Genomic DNA, 21,790 nt, shown 5'->3' with positions numbered 1-21,790 from the left:
ATTAGTTGTTCCTTGCTTATGAACCCCCGCGACCTGCCCGAAGTAGTATCCGAACTAATTATTGAGATGCACGAAGTGCGCTCGGAACTGAAAGCCATCAACGGCCGCCTCGACCGGCTGGAACACCGCATGGAAGGAGTTGAAACAGAACTCAAGCTAATGCGGGAGGAAAACCGCCAGAATACTGACCGTTTGATTGATGCTTTTGCAAAAAGCATGGCCCCGCTCATCGACCGGGTACTGAGCCACGAAAGCCGCCTGAATACGCTCGAAAACCCCACAACCTAAGCTACTTGCGCGGTTCTGCTCACCTGGCCATCGGCCTCATCACGGGCGTGGCAGTTGCCGGCCTGGTGCCCGGCATTCCATTTTCGCTGGCGGGCATTGCGCTGGCCGGCTTTTCGGCCCTCGCCCCCGACCTCGACCATCCCGAGAGCAAGCTCAGCCACCGGCTGGGCTTCACTTATGGCTACGTGCGCTGGGCCTTTGGAGCGGCGGCGCTGGGCTTGGCGGCTTACGCGTATTTTCAGTTGCGGCCGGGGGCCGACCAGCGCCTGAGCTACGTGGCCGCGCTGGCGTTTGGGCTGCTGGGCGTGGCTTTGCAGGGCGGTTCGGCGCGCCGGCTGGCGCTGCTGTTCACGGGGCTGGGCACGGTGTTGGCGGGTCTCTATGCGCATTATCTGTGGCTCAGTCTATTAGGGTCGTTCATCGCGCTGGCACCCTTCACCGCGCACCGCTCCTGGACGCACACCATCTGGGCCACCGCGCTGTGGACCTACATCGGCTACCTGGCCAACCATAGTCTGGGCTGGCGCGGCATCGCGCACTATGCCGGGGCCGGCTACGCCTCGCACCTGCTGGCCGACACGCTCACCAAGTCGGGCGTGCGCTGGCTGCTACCCCTCACCGATTTCAGCTTTAAGATTCCGCTGCTCAGCACCGGCTCCAAGGCGGGCAACGTGCTGGAGGCAACTATTTGCCTGGGTTATGGCCTCCTGGTGCTCGGGCTGGTAATCGGTAAGATAGGGTTTTAGCAGGAATTAGTTGTGGATGCCGCCGTCCTTTCTTAGCTTCGCATCGGAGCGAGTGGCGGAGCGGCGATAAAGTATCCTAACGTGAATTATACTACTAACTCCGGTTTGCTGCCTTGCGCCGTGCCATTCGCTGATTTTTAATGTGTTAGCTCGCTAAACTATTCGCCGGCGGGCGCTATTCCAACTGCTACCCAATTCCCAATTTTCTACCCCACTAACGTTCCTGTTTTATTATGAACCAGATGAATAGTCCGCTCATCCGGGTCGGCGTGTTTTACGACGGCAATTATTTCCTTAAAATTAGTGATTATTACTATTTCCAGCATGAGCGCAAAGCCCGCATCAGCCTCGAAGGCTTGCACGAGTTTATTCGCCATCAAGTAGCTGAGGAGGAAGATGTCGATGTTCGCCTAGCCCAGATTACTACCTCCCATTTCTTTCGGGGCCGGCTATCGGCCACCGAAGCCCGCGACAAGGACCGGCTCTTTCACGACCGCCTGCTCGACGATATCCTGATGAACCTGGGGGTTTGCACGCACTACATGCCCCTGAAAACCCGCGACGGCCGCCTCCAAGAAAAAGGTATCGACGTGTGGCTCAGCCTCGAAGCCCTGGAAATGGCCTTGCACAAAGCCCTCGACGTGGTGGTGCTCATCGCGGGCGATTCGGACTACGTGCCGCTCATCCGCAAGCTCAACACGGTGGGCACCCGCGTGATGCTCCTCAACTGGGACTTCAAATATGAGGATTTCAAGGGCGAAACCCGCGTGACGCGCGCTTCGCAGCACCTGCTGGAGCAGGCCACCTACCCCGTGGCTATGCACTCCGTTATCGACCGCGGCTTGCAGGAGCAGGACGAGGTAGTGGAAAACATGTTTGTGACCCAGAGCGAGCCGGCGGCTTTTGCCACCCTGCCCACCCCGGCCGCTGCCAATGGCCACGGCACCGCGCAGAGCTACCCCACTGCTTCGCCAGCCGCCCTGGCGGCTAACGCTGCTAGGGCAGCCGCCGCGGTGCGGCCCAGCGGCCCCACCGCCGCCGGCCCGGTTGGCACCGTGGGCATCAGCACCATCAAGAACCTGAAGAATGGTTTTGGCTTCGTAGTAATGCCGCCTAATAACCTGTTTTTCAGCTACGCCGATTTGACGGAGGGCGATTTCAACGACCTGCGTGAGGGCGATTGGGTCGAGTTCACAGTGGGCCGCAACCACCGCGACGAAGACTGCGCCCGCAACGTGCGCAAAGTAGCCGCGCCCAACCTGAGCGGCGACGAAGACGGCGACTTCGAGCCCAGCACCGTAGCGGCGCAGTCCATCGGCGCCGTGCTGTAGGTAGCTGGGTTCAGGTAAAAAAGGAGGGGTAGGGAGGCCGCGCTATTGGGTAGTAGCGCGGCCTCCCTACCCCCCTTTTTTTACAGCTGCCGCTTGGAGGCCGGGTAGCGGTTGAACGTGCCCAGGCCCTGCGCCACGGCTTGTTCGGGGCCGGCGGCGGCGGCGCGGTAGATAGTGCCGCTCACCACCACGATGGACTTGCCCGCGTGCTCGACCTGCGCCACGGCCCGCAGCTCATCGCCGAGCAACACGGGGCGCAGGTAGTTGATTTTGAATTCGATAGTCGATACCAACTCGCCCACCGTGAAGGCCTGGGTGAGGGCCGCCGCGCCCAGCACAGCATCGAGCAGGCCGGCCAGCACGCCGCCGTGGGCCGTGCCCGGCGACGAGAGGTGTTCCTCGCCAATGGTCATGCGGTATTCGGCCTGGCCGGGGGCGGGCACGGTCAGCACCATGCCATTGGCCTGGCCATAGCGGTTGATTTCATTATAGCGCGCTACCAGGGCGGGCCAGTCGGGAGGATGGGGGGACATGGGGGGGGTAGGGCAAACGACAAAGGCAAGGGCGGCCGCGCGGCCGCGCCGGCGAAGATGCAACGCAAAGCTGCCAGGGCCCAGCCCCTACCTTTGTCTTCATCAGACTATCAGCCGCCGCCCAATGCCGGTGTTTTAGGGCAGCGGCCTCACCCTTTCCCTGCTTCGTCCTATGCCCTCCTTCGATATCGTCAGCAAAGTTGACCCCCAAACGCTGGAAAACGCCATCAATACCGCCAAAAAAGAGCTGGCCACCCGCTACGACCTGCGCGATACCAAAGGCGGTATCGAACTGGACAAGAAGGGTAATGCGGTGCTGCTCAGCTCCGAAAACTCTATGCGTATCAAGGCCCTGGAAGATATTCTGCTCACCCGCATCGTAAAGCAGGGCATCGACGGCACGGCCCTCGACTTCACGGCCGAGGAACAGGCCAGCGGCGCGCTCATAAAGAAAACCGTGAAGGTGCGCGCCGGCGTGGACAAAGACGCGGGCCGTAAAATTATCAAAGCCATCAAAGACAGCAAAATCAAGGTCGAAGCCCAGATGCAGGACGACCAGATTCGGGTAACGGCCAAAAAAATTGATGACTTGCAGGCCGTCATCGCGCTGCTGCGCCACACCGACAATGGCCAGCCGCTTCAGTTCGTGAATATGAAAAGCTAGCTTTAAAAGAACGTCATTCCGAACTTGCCGAGGAATCTCGCCCGCATTGTTCGGATGTCGTTTCACGATGCGGGCGAGATTCCTCGACAAGCTCGGAAGGACGTTCTTTTAGGCTCGGAATGATGTTCCAGTGACTTCTTTTGCTTCTTAAACAGCCGCCTTATTTCTGATTCTTCCTTCTTAAATTAAAAAGATTTGTCGCCATTCGCTGCTTTTTCTGCTGAGCACTTCGCTGCCTTTTCGCAGGTTCAGACCTGGGTTAGTCTGCTCACCCTCACGGTGATGGAAATCGTGCTGGGCATTGATAACATCATTTTTATCTCCATCATCGTCAACCGGCTGGCACCCGGCGAACAGGCGCGCGGCCGCACCATCGGTCTGCTGCTGGCGCTGCTGTTTCGCGTGGGGCTGCTGATGAGCATTTCCTGGATTGTGAGCCTGCGCACGGCGCTGTTCACGCTCAACGTGCCGCCGCTGGTCGAAAATTTCGGCGTGAGCGGCCGCGACCTGATTTTGCTGGCCGGCGGGCTGTTCCTGATTTACAAGAGCACCACCGAGATTCATACCAAGCTGCAAAGCGAGGAGGAAGAGGAAAGCATTGATACAACGCACGCTAAGCTGCCGGCCATCATCATGCAGATTATCGTGATTGACATCGTGTTCAGCTTCGATTCCATTCTGACGGCGGTGGGCCTGGTTGACAACGTATTGGTGATGATAGCGGCCGTTATCGTCGCGATGGGCATCATGCTGGCCTTCAGCGGTGCCGTGGCCGACTTCGTAAACCGCAACCCCACCATCAAGATGCTAGCCCTGTCGTTTCTCATCATGATTGGCTTCATGCTGGTGATGGAGGCCGCCCACAAAGAGGTCGAAAAAGGCTACCTCTACTTCGCGATGGCCTTCTCGCTGGTGGTGGAGCTGCTGAATATGCGCCTGCGCCGCAAAGCCAAAGCGCCCGTGCACCTGCGCGACTCCCAGTCTGATTAGGGGGTAATAGGGAAATTAAGGGCTCGTGTAGAAGTAGGTACTAAAAGAACGTCCTTCCGAGCTTGCCGAGGAATCTCGCTCGGAATCGTTCGGGTCCCGTTCCACGACGCGAGCGAGATTCTTCGGCAAGCTCGGAATGACGTTCTTAAGTACTTCAGCTACTCACCACGCGCTGCTCGGCCAGGTCGAGCAGGCGGCGGTTTAGCTCCGCGCGATTTTCGCGGTAGAAAGCCAGCTCCTCCGTAGTGAACATGCCCACTACCAGGCCCGTAATGGTGGCGCGCAGGCGGGCATTGCGGGCCAGCAGCTCGCCCAGCAGGCGCTGCCGCTCGGTGGGCGCGGCCCCGGCCAGCGGCAGGTGGTAGTCGGCCGCGAAGTCGGCTACGGTGGCCAGCAGCACGTCGTGTTGCAGCTTGAGGGCCGGGCGCAGCACCTGGTGCTGAAAGTCAGCCACTGTGGTGGGGGTAGGGATGGCGGCGGGCTGGCCGGCAATGGCCGGGCGCAGCGCCAGCAGGGCGGCGTCGGGCCGGAGAGGGGGGGTAGGAGCAGGCATAGACCCGCGTAGTACGCACCCAAAAAAAGCCCGGCCGAAGCCGGGCTTTTTTTGCCGGATATTTCAGGCAGCTTAGTGCTGAATGGTCACCTTGGTGGTGTAAGTGCCGGCCGTGGTGGTCACGCGCACCACGTAGAGGCCGGTGGCCAGGCGGCTGGTATTCAGCTCGATGCCGGCTTGCTGCATTTGGGCGGCGGGCGCGGCGGCTTGCAGCACGGTCCTGCCCAGCAGGTCGAGGATGGCTACCTGCATGGGTGCCGCGCTGCTGAGCTGGGTGCGCACGGTGAGCAGGTCCTGGGCCGGGTTGGGGAAGGCTTCGAGGGCGCTGCTCGCAGTGGCACCGTTCTTGGCGGCCAGGGCCACGGCCGTCACGTTGGGCGGCAGGTCAAACGCCTCCTTGATGCCCGTGAGGCGGGGCGTGCCGTTCACGCGGTCGCCCTGCACGGCGCTGTAGCCCATGCCGCGGCGGGCAAACACGTTCCAGATAAGGGCGGCGTTGGCGGCGCGGTTGGTGAGCGTGTCGGCGCGCAGAATGGCATCGCGGCCATCCAGAAAGCCGGGGTTACATACTTGGAGCTTGCAGGCGTCGAGCACCAGCTTCAGCATCTTGTTGTTGCCGCCGGTGGTGGTAGCAAACATATCGGCACTGTAGCCATACTGGTAGATAAACTGCCAGTTCAAATCCCAGAGCACTGCGGTCCAGACTTCGCCCAGGGCATGGGTCTCACTGTAGTTGGCAGTGCCTACTTTGCCGTAGGTCAAGGGGTTCACACTATTATTGGTAGAGTAGGGGTAGGTGCGAATGCCGGGTCCCGCCACTGAGGTGCCGCCCACCACGTAGCTACCCAGGTAGCGGGGCGTGCTCCCGATATCGGTGGGCTGGGTGGTCATCCAGAGGCCAAAAAAGTCGCTCCAGCCTTCGCCCATGCTCTGGGTGGTGATGGTAGTGGCACTGCTGCCGGTGCCGGCCGTCACGGTCTGAATAACACAGCTGGTATTAGCTGGCCCGCCGGTGAGGCGGTTGCTGATGCCGTGACCATACTCGTGGCTCACTATCGCGTTGTCAAATGCGCCGTCGAAGTCGGCGCCCGGCGTGGCCGACGCCACCGTGAGGCTACCCCCGCCCAGGATGGCCGCGCGCAGTTTGAAGCCATCGGCCCCGCTGATGAAAACGGCCGGGATGCGAATGCCAACCGTGTCGGTGCCGATGAAGGAAACCAAATTGGTCGTGGCCAGCGAATCGAATACGATTACACCCGTGGCCCCATTGGCCTGCGCCCGCTTCACCTTAGTAGCGAAGGCGTTGGTTGAGCGGGGGTTGAGGGTAGTGAGCTGCGGGCAGCCGCCGCGCTGAATGAAGGCGATGTTGCCGCTCACCGCGGCCGCGTTCGTAAATGGCGACGCGCAGCCGTGGTCGCCGCCATCGGCCGACACGCCATCATTTACCAGCACCAGCTGGCCGGCCAGGGTTTTCTTCGTAATGCTGGGGCCAAAGGCCACCGAGGCAAACTGGTAGGTGCCCGCCCCAGCGGCCGCGCCCGTGATAACCAGCTTGTTGCTGGGAAGATTATCCCACAAATACATCTGCATCACGCCGCTGCTGCCGTCGGGGGGGGTAGCAAAGTTGGCATTGTCGCGGCCACTGCCGTCCTGCGCCTCGGCCCTAATGGGGTCGGTGCCCGCGCCCGCGCCGGTAGCGTTTTTATACTGAAAATTGCCCGATACTTCACTAAAGCCGTGCGCCATCATGACGTCGTGCACCATATTATTCCAGTAGAATAAGTTGGTGATGGAAGCGTTCAGGTTGGCGCGCGGCCCATTGACCTGCACGAACGGAAAGTCGAAGTTCAGCGTCGGGCCGCCATTGGGCGAGCTGGTCGGAGAGCTATAGTTGGCGTTGCCAGGGCCGCTCACGGTGTTGCTGTTGTCGTCGTAGGCAGCCACGTTGTTGCCGCGCGTCAGAAAATTACCGCTCGATGCCAGCGAATAGGTATCCGGAAACGTGCCGCTCGGGGCTAGGCTGGCCTGCCAGCCGTAGGGCGAGTAGGTAGGGTTGGCGCTGCTCAGCGGTACCATCTGCCGGCTGCCTGAGTTGGGCGATTCCAGCGGCACCGGGTACACGGTGAGGCTGCCAGCAGCGTTAGGGCTCAGCACCTGGCGCACGGCGGCCGGGGCCGCTACGGCCCCAAAAGACGCCTGCTGCTGGCTATGCTGCCGCTGCACCATTTCGCTGAAAGTGGTCGCCTCGCTCACCACATAGTCGTTTTGCTCTACTATGCGGCCGGTTTGGGCATCCACGCGGGCATTCCAGTGGTGTTGCTGGTCGAGCTGCGCAATAGTCACGTTCCACACCAGCACCAGCTGGCCGTCCTGGCGGGTATACATCAGGCGCACCGGAATATTCTCCTGCGAGATACCGCCGTTGTTAAAAATTACGCCGTCGGCCACGCGGGCATCTACTACGGTGCGCAGGGCCACAGGGCGGGGCAGGCCCAGGCCCACGGCGGCGGCCGTTACGGCCTGTTCGGGCGTGAGGGCGGGACTCGGGCTACCGGCTTTGGCCGCGGCACCCAACACGAAATCCTGGGTAGCAAACACCACCTTACCCGCGGCGTCGGTGTGCACGGCCCCGGTGGCGTTGAACACGGCCAGCCCATTCACCTGCTGCTGCAAGTAGGTATGGGTGAGGCCTGTGCTGGCATCGAAATACGAGCTGGTAATGAATGGAGCCGCTACGTCAGCCGCACTGAGCCCTTGGGCTTTGGCCTTGGCAGTAAAAGTTGCCAGGGCCGCGGCCGGCGAGGTCTGCTGGGCCAGCGCCAGCCCTGGCAGGGCCAGTGCGGCGGCCAGAGCCAGCGCACGGCATTCCACAAGCGGAAAGTGTAACTTCATGAGCAGCGATAAAACAGGGGAAAAGGAATAAAAAACGGTCTTGCTTCAAAGATAACCACATAAGTCAGAGCGCCAAATGAAGAAACGGAAAGCCCCAAATGTTGCTTAAACTAACTGATTAAGTGGTCTCTAATTACATGGGCCTACTAGTGAGAAGGGCGAACTCATGCATATCAAGCTTTACTTGCAGCCCCATGCGGTCCCTGCGAGCGCCTCTTGCCAGATATAAAGCTGATAGCGCGAAAGTTTGAGCAGGACGGAGTTAGTGAAGCGAATGGTCAAGAATTGTTTCGGGCCATAAATAGCGCCGGACGGTAGCCAGCGCTTCATTATAAGGTTGGGACCCGCCTTCGGTACCAAGCGCAGGCCTGTGCGCGTAACAAGCCCCAAGTGTGGCGGCGGTGGGCCAGGTCGCATCACTGGCATCGGGTTTTCACCCTAAAGTGGGCGCATACTTAGGCTAAGGTAACTTCCAGCGCCGGGCATAATATAGTTGTACTCGTGGCTGCTTCCAGCGCTAAGGCTGCGCTCAAAAAGTCCTTTAGTGTTCCCCCAGTAGCTCCTCGAACGGCTGCACCAGCACTCAGTGGATGAGCACGGTCGTGCTGGCCGATTATTACAGGGCCGTATCCGTGAACAGTTCCACTGGGTAGGCGGGTTCACGAGTGTCCGCTGCTACACAGGGCATCGCGGTAGATGCTGCGGGCAACAACGCGCGGCCCCAACGATTCTTCAAGGTTTCACTTAAGCCCAGCATCAGCGGGCTAGGGGGCAAAGAAGTGGCCACGAGCTGGCCCAGCAAGAAGCAGTTGGCGGTGCGGGCGCTCCAGCGAGCTTGGTTCAGCACCCGGTGGTACTTGTGCCAGACCCGTGCTGGCCTAGACTCACGATGCGCGAGGCAGCAATTACTGTATATCCCCCTACCCAGGATAGCCCCGAGCCGCGATAGTTGAACGTAGATGAAGACGCGGCTGCAAAATAAGTTACTGGAGGGGGCTATTACGACCTTAAACTTACCTGGGAGGTAGGTATGCCTGTCCGGGGTGACTACCCAAGGCTAAGCCTACCCCACCCTGCGGGTTTCTTTTTTGCCCCCTACCCACCCTAAGTCGGTTAAGGTCAAGCTTAACAGCTGCTTCAGCCTATGGTCACTGTGCTAGACGATGCATTCATGCATCTCGCCATCGCTTTTCAGGTTCATCTCCCCGATTAAGAAGCCAGCTTGAAACCAATGCTATGCCATTTTACTTACTGCTGTTACGCAGTAGCGGGTAGCGCGGACTTTGTAGTCCGCGCTACCCGCGCCACTGGATGGTTTTAATGGCACCGGAACGCGGACTACAAAGTCCGCGCTACACCCCTGACAGCGCTTATTCAAAGGCACCGCGTAACAGCAGTTACGTACTACATACAGCTTACGTGTAATTATTTATCGTTATCCTTATGCTGTAAACCCTTGTAAATGAACATTATATTTTCTGCAAGGCAAGTGATTGCATTCTTTTTTTACGCATTTTCAAAATATTTTCTTGCTTCGTAAGAAAAAGCAAGTACTTTTGCACTCCCAATCCGAAAGGGACTGAGCCAGTAGCCGCCTAACAGAGAAACGGCACTGAAATTTTTAAAAAAAAGATTTGCGAGTTCAAAAAATACTTGTACCTTTGCACTCCCAATCAAAACAGGGTGTTGTAAGACACAGCAAACGGGCCGCTTAGGCAGCCTACCATGCCACTTCAACTGGAAGTAGCAATCGTTCTTTGAATGTTGGAAATAGACAAAAACGTGAGGTGTTTTGTCAGCCGGGCGCAAGCTTGAGTTGGCAAAGCAAATGAGCGATTCGAATTAACGAGCCGTCAGCTAAGAGCGAGGCTAGCATCTCGACATCAGCCATAGTTTGCTATGGTGCAGGAATTTTTACAATGGAGAGTTTGATCCTGGCTCAGGATGAACGCTAGCGGCAGGCCTAATACATGCAAGTCGAACGGTGGCAGCAATGTCACAGTGGCGCACGGGTGCGTAACACGTAACTAACCTACCTATACCTGGGGGATAGCCCGCCGAAAGGCGGATTAATACCGCATAAGCTATTAACCTGGCATCAGGTGATTAGTAAAGATTTATTGGGTATAGATGGGGTTGCGGGTCATTAGCTAGTTGGGTGGGTAACGGCTGCCCAAGGCGACGATGACTAGGGGAGCTGAGAGGCTGGTCCCCCACACGGGCACTGAGATACGGGCCCGACTCCTACGGGAGGCAGCAGTAGGGAATATTGGGCAATGGGCGAGAGCCTGACCCAGCCATGCCGCGTGCAGGAAGAAGGCTTTCTGAGTCGTAAACTGCTTTTGACAGGGAAGAATAAGCTTCACGTGTGGAGTGATGACGGTACCTGCAGAATAAGCACCGGCTAACTCCGTGCCAGCAGCCGCGGTAATACGGAGGGTGCGAGCGTTGTCCGGATTTATTGGGTTTAAAGGGTGCGTAGGCGGTCGATTAAGTCTGGGGTGAAAGCCCGCTGCTCAACAGCGGAACTGCCCTGGATACTGGTTGACTTGAGTACAGACGAGGTTGGCGGAATGGACGGAGTAGCGGTGAAATGCATAGATACCGTCCAGAACCCCGATTGCGAAGGCAGCTGACTAGGCTGATACTGACGCTGAGGCACGAAAGCGTGGGGAGCGAACAGGATTAGATACCCTGGTAGTCCACGCCGTAAACGATGGATACTCGCTGCGAGCTAAAGATTGTTCGTGGCTTAGGGAAACCGATAAGTATCCCACCTGGGGAGTACGCTCGCAAGAGTGAAACTCAAAGGAATTGACGGGGGCCCGCACAAGTGGTGGAGCATGTGGTTTAATTCGATGATACGCGAGGAACCTTACCTAGGCTAGAATGCGCGTGACCGGTTCAGAGATGGACTTTTCCTTCGGGACACAAAGCAAGGTGCTGCATGGCCGTCGTCAGCTCGTGCCGTGAGGTGTTGGGTTAAGTCCCGCAACGAGCGCAACCCCTATAGTTAGTTGCCAGCACGTAATGGTGGGGACTCTAGCTAGACTGCCTGCGCAAGCAGTGAGGAAGGCGGGGACGACGTCAGGTCATCATGGCCCTTACGCCTAGGGCGACACACGTGCTACAATGGACGGTACAGCGGGTAGCTACTGGGCGACCAGATGCCAATCTCGAAAAGCCGTTCTCAGTTCGGATCGGAGTCTGCAACTCGACTCCGTGAAGCTGGAATCACTAGTAATCGCGCATCAGCCATGGCGCGGTGAATACGTTCCCGGGCCTTGTACACACCGCCCGTCAAGCCATGGAAGTTTGGTAGACCTGAAGCTGGTGCTCCGCAACGAAGCCAGTTAGGGTAGAACAGGTAACTAGGGCTAAGTCGTAACAAGGTAGCCGTACCGGAAGGTGCGGCTGGATCACCTCCTTTCTGGAGCAGCCCCGCTCTTGACTACTTAAGATTTGGGTCGCTTGACCACACATTTGTCTATTTCCTCCATTCAACGATTTTAGAACTTCAGATTTTGCTGTAGTTCACATTTATCATCGACAGGATGATAAACGTTCTTTGACGTAAGGGAAAATAAGAGAGAGAAGTAAAAAGCGGGCTTATATCCACAAGATATAAGCAGTTCATTCTACCCCGTGTAGGGTGAATCGCAAGCGAGAAGTAAGTAAGAGCACACGGGGGATGCCTAGGGTCTCAGAGGCGAAGAAGGACGCGATAAGCTGCGATAAGCTGGGGGGAGGGGCACATACCCGTTATATCCCTGGATTTCCGAATGGGGCAACCCCACTGGTTGAAGACCAGTGACTTATTCTTCAGTGAATAAGGGCAAACGCAGGGAACTGAAACATCTCAGTACCTGCAGGAAAAGAAAATAACCATGATTCCCCAAGTAGTGGCGAGCGAACGGGGAGGAGCCCAAACCACGGCGGTTACGGCCGCTGTGGGGTTGTAGGGTCGCGACATCTGATTGAATCGAGATAACTGAAGCAGGTGGGAAACTGCGCCAGAGACGGTGAGAGCCCGGTAAGTGACATTTCTGATTCACGGTAGCGATACCCTGAGTAGGGCGGGGCCGGAGAAACCCCGTCTGAAGCGAGCGGCACCATCCGCTAAGGCTACATACTCCTGAGACACCGATAGTGAACCAGTACCGTGAGGGAAAGGTGAAAAGAACCCCGAATAGGGGAGTGAAAAGAACCTGAAACCGTGTGCTTACAAGCAGTTAGAGGACTTTTGTAGTCTGATAGCGTGCCTTTTGCATAATGAGCCTACGAGTTACTCCTCCCTGGCAAGGTTAAGCGCTTGAAGGCGCGTAGCCGCAGCGAAAGCGAGTCTGAATAGGGCGCGTAGTCAGGGGGGGTAGACGCGAAACCTAGTGAGCTACCCTTGAGCAGGATGAAGGAGCGGTAACACGCTGTGGAGGTCCGAACCAGTTTCCGTTGAAAAGGATTTGGATGACTTGAGGGTAGGGGTGAAAGGCCAATCAAACTAGGAAATAGCTCGTACTCCCCGAAATGTATTGAGGTACAGCGTCGTGGTTAGGTTTGTTGGAGGTAGAGCTACCAATAGGACTAGGGGGTGTCAGAGCCTACCGAATCCTGATGAACTCCGAATGCCAGCAAATTCATACACGGCAGTGAGGCCTGGGGTGCTAAGGTCCCCGGCCGAGAGGGAAAGAACCCAGACCCGCCGCTAAGGTCCCTAAGTTCTAGCTAAGTTGAACAAAGGAGGTCCAGTTGCTTTGACAGCCAGGAGGTTGGCTTGGAAGCAGCCATTCCTTTAAAGAGTGCGTAACAGCTCACTGGTCGAGCGACCGGGCATCGATAATACGCGGGCATCAAGCTAGGCACCGAAGCGCGGGATTTGACATACTCCTCGGAGATAGTCAAGTGGTAGGGGAGCATTCTGGTTGCGGAGAAGCCGTCCTGTCAGGGCACGGTGGAGCGTCCAGAAAAGCACATGTAGGCATGAGTAACGATAAAATGGGTGCGAAACCCATTCGCCGATAGACTAAGGTTTCCAATTCAACGCTAATCGGAATTGGGTTAGGCGGGACCTAAGGGAGAGCCGAGAGGTGTACCCGATGGCAAGCCAGTTGATATTCTGGCCCCCGGATGTAGAAGTGATGCAGGGACGCAGGAATGAAAGTACCGCGAGCGGACGGAAGTGCTCGTTAAAGCCCGTACCTATTGGTTGAGTAGTTAAGTACGCTCGATTAGGGGAAAGGTGATAGTACCACACGGGCTTCGGCTCACGTGGATAGTGTACCTAAGGACTGCCAAGAAAAGCTGCTAAACGTTGTATCTACAATCGGCCCGTACCGCAAACCGACACAGGTAGTCAAGGAGAGAATCCTGAGGCGCTCGAGTGAATCACGGCCAAGGAACTCGGCAAAATGGTCCTGTAACTTCGGGAGAAGGGACGCTTCCTCTGTGCAAGCAGAGAAGCCGCAGTGAAAAGACCCAAGCGACTGTTTAACAAAAACACATGGCTTTGCTAACGCGTAAGCGGACGTATAAGGCCTGACACCTGCCCGGTGCTGGAAGGTTAAGAGGGGATGTTAGTCGCAAGGCGAAGCGTTGAATCGAAGCCCCAGTAAACGGCGGCCGTAACTATAACGGTCCTAAGGTAGCGAAATTCCTTGTCGGGTAAGTTCCGACCTGCACGAATGGTGTAACGATTTGGGTGCTGTCTCAGCCGTGAGCTCGGTGAAATTGTAGTCTCGGTGAAGATGCCGAGTACCCGCCACGGGACGGAAAGACCCCGTGCACCTTTACTATAGGTTGCCATTGGTGTTGGGTTCAGTATGTGTAGCATAGGCGGGAGGCGTCGAAGCGGGGCCGCTAGGTCTGGTGGAGCCAACGTTGAAATACCGCCCTTACTGTGCCTGATGCCTAACTCTGAGTATCTCAGAGAACAGTGGCTGCTGGGTAGTTTGACTGGGGTGGTCGCCTCCAAAAGAGTATCGGAGGCTTTCAAAGGTCCACTCAATCCGCTTGGTAACCGGATGTAGAGCGCAATAGTAGAAGTGGGCTTGACTGTGAGACTGACTAGTCGAGCAGGGTCGAAAGACGGATATAGTGATCCGGTGGTTCCGCATGGAAGGGCCATCGCTCAAAGGATAAAAGGTACGCCGGGGATAACAGGCTGATCTCCCCCAAGAGCTCATATCGACGGGGAGGTTTGGCACCTCGATGTCGGCTCGTCACGTCCTGGGGCTGGAGAAGGTCCCAAGGGTTCGGCTGTTCGCCGATTAAAGTGGCACGCGAGCTGGGTTCAGAACGTCGTGAGACAGTTCGGTCCCTATCTGTGGTGGGCGTTGGAGGCTTGAGAGGACCTGACTTTAGTACGAGAGGACCGAGTTGGACCAGCCGCTGGTGCGCCGGTTGTCCCGCCAGGGGCAGCGCCGGGTAGCTACGCTGGGAGCAGATAAGCGCTGAAAGCATCTAAGTGCGAAACTCACCTCAAGATGAGGCCTCCCAAAAGAAGGTTCGTGGTAGACGACCACGTAAATAGGCGGCAGGTGTACAGTCAGAAATGACATAGCTGAGCCGTACTAAGGAACCGAGGGCTTCCGCTGGCCCAGGAGCTTTTACTTCTTTCTCTTTTCCCTTATGTCAACGGTTTTGCTGACTGTCACTGAACCCGACATGTCAACGCCAGCAATGGTGGCTTTAGCCCGGGTGTTCACCTCTTCCCATTCCGAACAGAGTCGTTAAGCCCCGGTGCGCCTATGGTACTGCCTTCACCGGTGGGAGAGTCGGTCGCCGCCAACTTTTTGCTGCTGAGCCCCCGGCCAAGCGCTTTCATCAGCGCCTGGCCGGGGGCTCTTCGCGTTTAGTACATATTCAGGCACTCGTCTTGGAAGTTGCCGTTAAGCGCTTTAATATACGCTTTACCTGTCAGTTTGCCTGGTCCGGAGAAGTCCAGCATCACGTGCTAGTCATAGGTTCAGCGGTCGAGGGCCTTACTACTAAACACGCTTCCGTTATCAACTTAGATACGCTCGGGTATTAAGCTCAACTCTTAATGGGAGTGTTGCATTACCGCTATCATGTCTTCGCCTTTAAGCTACGGCCCCATGTGAATGGTTAAGCACTGGCTACTACAGTTATTGGCTAACGTTAAAGCGCGGATTTTGCGGCCATTGAAGAGGTTGTACTACTCCCCAAAAACTGGACAGTTTAGCGGGACTTGTTAAGTAATAGGGTTATTCTTGGGTAAAGGAAGGTTGCGCGAAGACCTGAGCCGGGGTTTGGCCACTCAGACTTTGGTGCGGTCGGCGGTGGTTGTAGTAAGCAAAGTACGCCTGTAATTGGTGGTGCAGATGGTGGCCGTCGTCGGCCGGATTGAGATAGATATGCTCCCACTTGACGGTGAGCCAGAGGCGCTCGATGAAGGCGTTGTCGGTGGCGCGGCCCCGGCCGTCGCGGCTGATACGGCAGCCAGCGGCCAGCAAGGCCTGCTCATAGGCCAGGCTCGTAAACTGGCTGCCCTGGTCGGAATTGAAGATATGCGGGGCCGGGGCCACGCGCAAAGCAGCGGCTAAGGCTTGCAGGCAAAAGCCCACGTCGAGCGTGTTGGAGAGCTGCCAGCTCAGCACATAGCGGGAGTGCCAGTCGAGCACGGCGGCCAGGTAGAGGAAGCCCTTGGCCATCGGCACTTAGGTAATATCGGTGCTCCACACCTCATTCGGGGCCGTGGCCGGGCGCTCGCGCAGCAGTTACGGATAGGGCGTAACGCCCTGGCCAGGTATACTCAGGCGCGGTTTGGGGTAGACCGGCTCGTGACCCATCAGGCGCACGAGCCGGCGCACCCGCTTCGCGTTGACAACGTGACCCGCCAGGCGCAGGTGGTCGCGTAGGCCCAGCACGCCCTTGAAATTATGCTGCGTGAACTCCTCGTCCAGCAGGCGCATAAGGTCGAGGTTGTAGGCACTCTCCCCGCAGGGCTGGTAGTAAAAACTACTGCGCGCCAGGCCCAGGGCCTGGCAGCGGGCCTGCACGGAGTTACCGGGGTCGGGCTGGGCGACTAGGGCGCGTTGCTGGGCTACTGACATAGCCCCAGCGTTTTTTTTAGCAGCGCGTTCTCCATTTGCAGCCGGCCGATGGCCGCGTACAGGGGCTCTATGTCCGGCACCGCCGCGACGGGCGTCGGCGTGTCGGCAAAGACCTGCGCTGCCTGCTGGCGCAATTGCAGCTTCCAGCGCGTGATTTGGGTCACGGCCAGTTGGTCGTGGGCGGCCAACTCGGCCAGGGGCTGGCGCTCGGTGAGGGCGGCCAGCGCTACCTCAGCTTTGAACTCGGCCGTGTAGCGACGGCGGGTACGTTTCGGGGTCATAAGCGAGCTAAGCTAGCCCGTCTTCACTGTCCAACTTTTGGGGAGTACTACAGGTTTCCGGCCACAACAGCTAGGCTCCAGCATTGTTGGGGCGGCCTAGTAGTACTTGTTCCAGGCGGTGCGCCGCAGTCCGGCTGCGCTTGGGACTCTCACTGCGTAAGTACTAGTCTTCCAGACAGTAAAGGCGATGGTATCCGCTTGTGATTATTCAGCCAGCCTGCGCGATATAGTAGCCTATGGAGTCGCTGGCAACGATAGCGAATACGCACCTGAACTAACTCGCTCAGGCGTTGGCGCAATACGGTTTCGTCCTGGCCACGGGCTTTCTAGGACCAACTGTTCGCTGCCAGCCAATAATCCGGCAGGCCCGAACCTTGGTCTTTTCAAGGCATTGTCTGAATTTTTAAGGTAAGACAAGTGCCCGATTTTTCTGCTTTAGAGTGGTCTGGTTTTGTGAGGGAAGGACATGACCTTAAATTTCATGTCCTCAATTCGCAAGCTAAGTAATCACGCAAATTTAGTTCAGAGTACGTATCTTTGGTTATGCATCCTAACGAGAAACACATCGCGCTAACAGAAAGTGAGCGCATCACGCTTCAAGAAGGTGCCAACCATTATCCCAAATCCGAATTTAGAAAGAAATGTCATGGGTTGTTACTAAATCATGCAGGATTAAGTTACAAAGCGGTTATCGACTACCTAGTCATCAGCAGTACGACGATGACTACTTGGGTGAAAGCATGGGAGACTAACGGCATTACTGGATTATATCGACGTAGTGGACAAGGGCGGCAACCCATTCTAAAAATGACGACTACGACCCATATCAACTCCCTAGATAAGGCGGTAGAAAAGCATTGTCAAAATGTAAAAGCTATTCAGGCCGAATTAATCCATGAATTGCAACTACCCATGAGTTCGGATACGGTTAAGCGCTTTCTAAAAAAAACGATTATTCCTGGCGTCGCGTCCGCCGGTGTACCCATCAAGGGCAAGACCCGGCGGCGTATGAAGCGGGATACGAGCGCTGGAAGCTCTTACTAACGCTTTGGTTATTAGGGTACATTGACCTTTATTTTGGCGATGAAGCCGGCTTCACAATGCAACCCTATGTGCCGTATGCCTGGCAAAAAAAGGGGGTGACACAACGGCGATTTGCGCGCCGAAACAACAAAAGGTTAAATGTATTCGGCTTACTAAGTTTAGCTGGTCAGCTAACGGTTTACCACCAGGAAAAACCACTGGATAGTCTTTTTATCCGCGAGGCGTTAGCTGATTTTGCTAGCCGGCCGCATCCCAAACCCTATGTGATTATCCTCGACAATGGCTCTATTCACCACGCGCAAGTTATCAAAGAGGAGTTGGAAAAATGGGAAGAGGCGGATTTTTTTATCTTTTATTTGCCCACGTATAGTCCCCATTTGAATCCGATTGAAATTCTATGGCGATTTTGTAAATACACCTGGTTGACAAAAGTTAATTACAAAACTTGGGGAACGTTAAAAAAAGCCATTCTCTCCATTTTTAAACAGTATGGGGGAGTTTACAACATTAATTTTAGTGAGCTAATCATTAAAAACACGAACAACTTACTCTTACTTAATTCTGCGTGATTACTTAAGTACCCGTTGCTAATTATTTTGCTATAAAGCACATCACATCATGCTGAGCTTGTCGAAGTGTAAGCTTCCCCCCAAAGTAGGCCAGTCAAAAGTAGAGGTTAGGCAGCTTGACGAAACTCAATGGGAGTTAGGAAGTTAAGGGCCTCGTGAGGCCGCAGGTGATTATAATCGTACTGCCAACTCTGGCACTGCTCGCGCACCTGGCTTAGGTTGGTGAAGAGATAGGCGTTGAGCAGCTCGCGGCGAAACGAGCCGTTAAAACGTTCAATATAGGCGCTTTGTGTCGGGCTCGTCGGCTGAATCCAGTGCAGCCCGATGTGCTAGTCCTGGCACCAGGTCTGTAGCACCTGGCTGATAAGCTCGGGGCCGTTGTCCACCAGAATCCGGGCGGGTGGGCCGTAACGGCTAACTAGGCGGGTGAGCAAGGCCACCATACGCGTGGCCGGCAGGGAGAAAGCCACTTCGATGCCGAGCACTTCCCGGTTCCACTCGTTGACCACGTTCAGCGTGCGGAAACGCCGGCCGTTGGTTAAGGCATCGCTCCTAAAGTCCAGCGACCAGCACACATTAGGTTGTAGCGGCACTTCCAAGGGACGCTTGAGGCGCTCGGGCAGCCGTTTCTTCTTCCGACGCTTACCCAGTTGTAAGCTCAGCAGCTGATAGATACGCCATAAGCGCTTGTGGTTAACCAGCACGCCCAGTTTGCGTAACCGGTAGTAGTATTTCCAGAAGCCCTACCCCCGATGCCGCTGGACCTGCGCCTGGAGCTGAGCGACCAGCTCCGTGTCGCTCGGCTGAAGTCCCCCACAGCCCCCGCTCGGGGGCGGGGCGTAGCTGCCGCGGTCCAAGCCCACAAGCGTACAGGCCCTGCGTTGGCTCAGCCCCCGCTCACAGGCGTAATGGGCTACTTGCCGCCGGGCCGTGGGGGTGACTACTTTTTTCGCAAGACTTCCTTGATTACCTGGTTTTCCAGACTCAGCTCGGCATAGAGCTGTTTGAGGCGGCGGTTTTCGTCCTCCAAGTGCTTGAGGCGCTGCAACTCGCTCACGCTCATGCCGCCGAACTTATTTTTCCACTGGTAAAACGTGGCGTCGCTGATGCCGTGCTCCCGGCAAATCTGGGCTACCGTCTGGCCCTGGTCCTGTTGACGCAAAATACCCAGAATCTGGGCTTCGCTGAAACGACTCTTTTTCATGACGAGCTAAAAATAGAGAAAGTGAAAAGTTACTACTTCTCTCTACTTTTCACTGGCCTACTTACCAGGGGAGCTTACAGAAGCATCTCTGCCACGAGAGTAATCTCAACGTTTAGAGTTAGTTACGCAGTAAAGATGCTTCGACAAGCGGACGCCAGATGAGCATGACCGTCTGTTTTAACATAAACTATTTACTAACGGGTACTTATTTCGTGACGAGTACAACTAAGCAAATAGTATGTTGTAGCTTTCACTTTTTCAGTTTCCCCGTAATAGCTTACGGATTTATAATAAGTATCCGTGCTGTTATTCCGCACTGGGCATTTTATTGTTATGCGCTCCCCTTGCTGATTACCCCTACCCCCAACTCTATCTTTGTCCCGCATATGATTCTTCGCGCCGAGCACCTCGTCAAGCAATATAAGGCCCGTACCGTTGTTAACGATATGTCGCTCAGCGTGGCGCAGGGTGAGATAGTGGGGCTACTAGGACCCAATGGTGCTGGAAAAACAACCTGCTTCTATATGATGGTAGGCATGGTGAAGCCCAATGGTGGGCGCATTTTCCTTGACGATGAGGAGGTGACGCGTCTGCCTATCTACCAGCGGGCGCGACGTGGCATGGGCTACCTCGCCCAGGAAGCCAGTGTGTTTCGTGACCTGAGTGTAGAGGAAAATATCTTGGCCGTGCTCGAAATGACGGATATGTCCAGGCAGGCCCAACTTGATAAAGTGGAGGAGCTGCTCGATGAATTTAGTTTAAGTCACGTGCGCAAGAACATGGGCAAGGTGCTGAGCGGCGGCGAACGCCGACGTACTGAGATAGCCCGCGCCTTAGCCGTAAACCCCAAATTTGTGCTGCTCGACGAGCCCTTTGCGGGCGTCGACCCCATCGCGACCGAGGAAATTCAGGGTATAGTAGCCAAGCTCAAAAACCGCAACATCGGTATCCTCATCACCGACCATGATGTGAATTCGACGCTCAGCATCGTGGACCGCGCCTACCTCTTGTTTGAGGGCAAACTCCTGAAAGCTGGTACCGCTGAGGAACTAGCCGCAGACGAAACCGTGCGCCGTGTGTACTTGGGCCGCAATTTCGAGTTCAAGCGCAAAGTATTTGATTAGCAGGCAATGGGGCGTATTAATCGGCTATCATTGCAAGCCTCCGTCACAGCTCACCTGCCCGCCCCAGTGGTATTCCTCTCAGCCTAAAGCAAGCACAACATCGAGACGCTGCGCGAACTGCTGGTCCGCCGCGTGGGCTAGTTTGGCTGCCAGGCATTCTCAGGCTGGCAGGGAGGGTAGAGGGGCCTACCCCCTGCCAGCACCCGAAGCAATTGCGCACCTACGTAAATAGCCAGCCCCGGTGGGGCTGGCTATTTACGTAGGCGATGGGTCTGCAGGCCAGCTTATTGCGAAGCGGCGGGCAACCGGGCGGCCAGGGTTTTGCCCAACTCTTCGCCACGCACGTTTTTGGCTACGATGCGGCCGTCGGGGCCGATGAGCAGGTTTTGGGGCACGGCCTGAATACCGTAGAGTATGGCCACGTCGTTTTTCCAGAACTTGAGGTCCGACACGTGGGTCCAGGTTAGGTGGTCGTTTTCGATAGCTTTCAGCCAGGCGGCGCGGCCGGTGGGCCGGTCGAGCGACACGCCCAGCACCGTGAAGTTGTGGGTTTTATATTGGTTGTAATTGGCTACCACATTGGGGTTTTCACGGCGGCAGGGGCCGCACCAGCTAGCCCAGAAATCGACCAGCACGTACTTACCCCGGAAATCGCTGAGCTTCACTGGCTTGCCATTCACATCGTTCTGGGTGAAGTTGGGCGCTAGCGCGCCTATTGCGGTGACTTTGGCGACAGCAAGCTTAGCGGCAAACACTTGGCCACCTTTACTGTTGCGCACGGCTGGCGCCAGCAGGTTATATACCGGCTCAACCTCAACAGGGTCAAGTTGGTAGCCGCCCAGGTCGTTGAGGGCCGCCAGGCTCACCAAGCTCTGGGGATTTGCCTGAATAAATTGTTTGAGCAGGGGTTTTCGCTCAGCCTCGATGGCATCGGACTGCTGGTCGATGCGGGCCTCCAATGCTTTGTCCTGGCGCTGCGCCGGCGTGGCGGCGTGGTAGTCCGCCATCAGTTTTCGCATCTGCTCATCCGGTACTTTGGTGGCGGCTATCAGCCGGGCATTGGCCTCGTTGAGCGGGGTGCCGCCAGTAGTGGCGTGTAGCAGTGAATCGGGGCTGCTAATACGGATGTTGCCCGGCTCCAGGTACAGCACCAAGCCTCTGGTGGTACTTTTTCTAAAATCCTTGTGCAGCTTGGCCGTAAATAAGTAGGCAGTGGTTGGCTCATTTACCACGCCTTTCCAGGAAAAACGACCGTTTTTCACTGTTGCCGAATCCACTTTGGTGGTAGCGCCGGTGATGGAACGAAGGTAAACCTTGACAATGTCCTTGCTGCCAAATTTGCCTTGCAGCGTATAGGCCCCGCCCTGCGCCCAGGCCAGGGCGGGGCTGAGAAGCAGGACCAGCGCGGCACTGGGGAAAAGGGAGGAGGTTTTCATGCCAACAATGTACAACGAGGGCGGTAGTTTTCGGCGGGCCAGTTTACGCCCTCTTCCCTAGCTTCG

Annotated in this window: 13 protein-coding genes, 3 rRNA genes and 3 pseudogenes; 10 read left to right on the top strand and 9 right to left on the bottom strand. The window is 56.5% G+C overall.

Going from position 1 to position 21,790, the window contains the following annotated elements:
- Positions 1 to 18: 18 nt before the first annotated feature.
- The 3 genes and pseudogenes from A0257_12390 to A0257_12380 all read left to right on the top strand — a co-directional run bounded on the left by A0257_12390 (position 19) and on the right by A0257_12380 (position 2,281).
- Positions 19 to 288, top strand: a complete 270-nt coding sequence (locus A0257_12390; GenBank protein ID AMR27808.1) for a hypothetical protein — start codon at positions 19 to 21, stop codon at positions 286 to 288.
- A 5-nt stretch (positions 289 to 293) separates the two neighbouring features.
- Entirely contained in the window at positions 294 to 1,034 is a 741-nt protein-coding gene (locus A0257_12385) for a hypothetical protein (GenBank protein ID AMR27807.1), read from the top strand.
- Positions 1,035 to 1,267: 233 nt separating this feature from the next.
- A pseudogene (locus A0257_12380) lies at positions 1,268 to 2,281 on the top strand (cold-shock protein).
- A 164-nt stretch (positions 2,282 to 2,445) separates the two neighbouring features.
- Here A0257_12380 and A0257_12375 read toward each other — a convergent pair.
- Positions 2,446 to 2,898, bottom strand: coding sequence for a hypothetical protein (locus A0257_12375; protein ID AMR27806.1), 453 nt, complete (start codon positions 2,896 to 2,898; stop codon positions 2,446 to 2,448).
- Positions 2,899 to 3,070: 172 nt separating this feature from the next.
- On the opposite strand from A0257_12375, the gene A0257_12370 reads away from it, so the two are divergent.
- Positions 3,071 to 3,562 carry a YajQ family cyclic di-GMP-binding protein gene (locus A0257_12370; protein ID AMR27805.1) on the top strand — a complete coding sequence of 164 codons (492 nt, stop codon included), beginning with the start codon at positions 3,071 to 3,073 and terminating at the stop codon, positions 3,560 to 3,562.
- 282 nt (positions 3,563 to 3,844) lie between these two features.
- Positions 3,845 to 4,552, top strand: coding sequence for a hypothetical protein (locus tag A0257_12365; GenBank protein ID AMR29741.1), 708 nt, complete (start codon positions 3,845 to 3,847; stop codon positions 4,550 to 4,552).
- Between the two features lie 154 nt (positions 4,553 to 4,706).
- Here the strand turns inward: A0257_12365 and A0257_12360 are convergent, their stop codons facing one another.
- The 3 genes from A0257_12360 to A0257_12350 all read right to left on the bottom strand — a co-directional run bounded on the left by A0257_12360 (position 4,707) and on the right by A0257_12350 (position 8,357).
- A complete protein-coding gene (locus tag A0257_12360) occupies positions 4,707 to 5,105 on the bottom strand; it encodes a hypothetical protein (protein ID AMR27804.1) in 399 nt (132 codons plus the stop codon).
- 72 nt (positions 5,106 to 5,177) lie between these two features.
- Complete coding sequence (locus tag A0257_12355) at positions 5,178 to 7,997, bottom strand: hypothetical protein (protein AMR27803.1); 2,820 nt, start codon at positions 7,995 to 7,997, stop codon at positions 5,178 to 5,180.
- 180 nt (positions 7,998 to 8,177) lie between these two features.
- Positions 8,178 to 8,357 carry a hypothetical protein gene (locus A0257_12350; protein ID AMR27802.1) on the bottom strand — a complete coding sequence of 60 codons (180 nt, stop codon included), beginning with the start codon at positions 8,355 to 8,357 and terminating at the stop codon, positions 8,178 to 8,180.
- A gap of 1,554 nt (positions 8,358 to 9,911) precedes the next feature.
- Between A0257_12350 and A0257_12345 the strand changes: the two genes are divergently transcribed.
- From A0257_12345 to rrf, 3 genes are all read left to right on the top strand, one after another.
- A 16S ribosomal RNA gene (locus tag A0257_12345) occupies positions 9,912 to 11,432 on the top strand.
- Positions 11,433 to 11,662: 230 nt separating this feature from the next.
- Positions 11,663 to 14,582 (top strand): 23S ribosomal RNA (locus A0257_12340).
- An 89-nt stretch (positions 14,583 to 14,671) separates the two neighbouring features.
- Positions 14,672 to 14,783: ribosomal RNA gene (gene rrf / locus A0257_12335) — 5S ribosomal RNA — on the top strand.
- Together the 16S, 23S and 5S rRNA genes form the textbook arrangement of a ribosomal RNA operon.
- A 434-nt stretch (positions 14,784 to 15,217) precedes the next feature.
- Here the strand turns inward: rrf and A0257_12330 are convergent.
- Positions 15,218 to 16,066, bottom strand: a pseudogene (locus A0257_12330) (hypothetical protein).
- A complete protein-coding gene (locus tag A0257_12325; GenBank protein AMR27801.1) occupies positions 16,057 to 16,347 on the bottom strand; it encodes a hypothetical protein in 291 nt (96 codons plus the stop codon). The pseudogene A0257_12330 and the gene A0257_12325 overlap by 10 nt, the downstream one beginning before the upstream one ends.
- A gap of 1,100 nt (positions 16,348 to 17,447) precedes the next feature.
- Between A0257_12325 and A0257_12320 the strand changes: the two genes are divergently transcribed.
- Entirely contained in the window at positions 17,448 to 17,960 is a 513-nt protein-coding gene (locus A0257_12320; GenBank protein AMR27800.1) for a hypothetical protein, read from the top strand.
- Positions 17,961 to 18,067: 107 nt separating this feature from the next.
- Here A0257_12320 and A0257_12315 read toward each other — a convergent pair.
- Positions 18,068 to 18,748 (bottom strand): annotated as a pseudogene (locus A0257_12315) (hypothetical protein).
- Positions 18,749 to 18,900: 152 nt separating this feature from the next.
- On the bottom strand, positions 18,901 to 19,164 hold the full coding sequence (locus A0257_12310) for a transposase (GenBank protein AMR27799.1): 264 nt from the start codon (positions 19,162 to 19,164) through the stop codon (positions 18,901 to 18,903).
- Positions 19,165 to 19,550: 386 nt separating this feature from the next.
- Between A0257_12310 and A0257_12305 the strand changes: the two genes are divergently transcribed.
- Positions 19,551 to 20,288, top strand: a complete 738-nt coding sequence (locus tag A0257_12305) for an ABC transporter ATP-binding protein (protein AMR27798.1) — start codon at positions 19,551 to 19,553, stop codon at positions 20,286 to 20,288.
- A gap of 284 nt (positions 20,289 to 20,572) precedes the next feature.
- Here A0257_12305 and A0257_12300 read toward each other — a convergent pair whose 3' ends face one another.
- Positions 20,573 to 21,724: an alkyl hydroperoxide reductase gene (locus tag A0257_12300; protein AMR27797.1), complete on the bottom strand. Its 1,152-nt coding sequence runs from the start codon at positions 21,722 to 21,724 to the stop codon at positions 20,573 to 20,575.
- Positions 21,725 to 21,790 lie beyond the last annotated feature (66 nt).

It is taken from the genome of Hymenobacter psoromatis (assembly GCA_001596155.1).
Classification (GTDB): domain Bacteria; phylum Bacteroidota; class Bacteroidia; order Cytophagales; family Hymenobacteraceae; genus Hymenobacter.
Note: the sequence above shows the minus strand (reverse complement) of the source record. Positions and strands in the feature narration are given on the sequence as shown.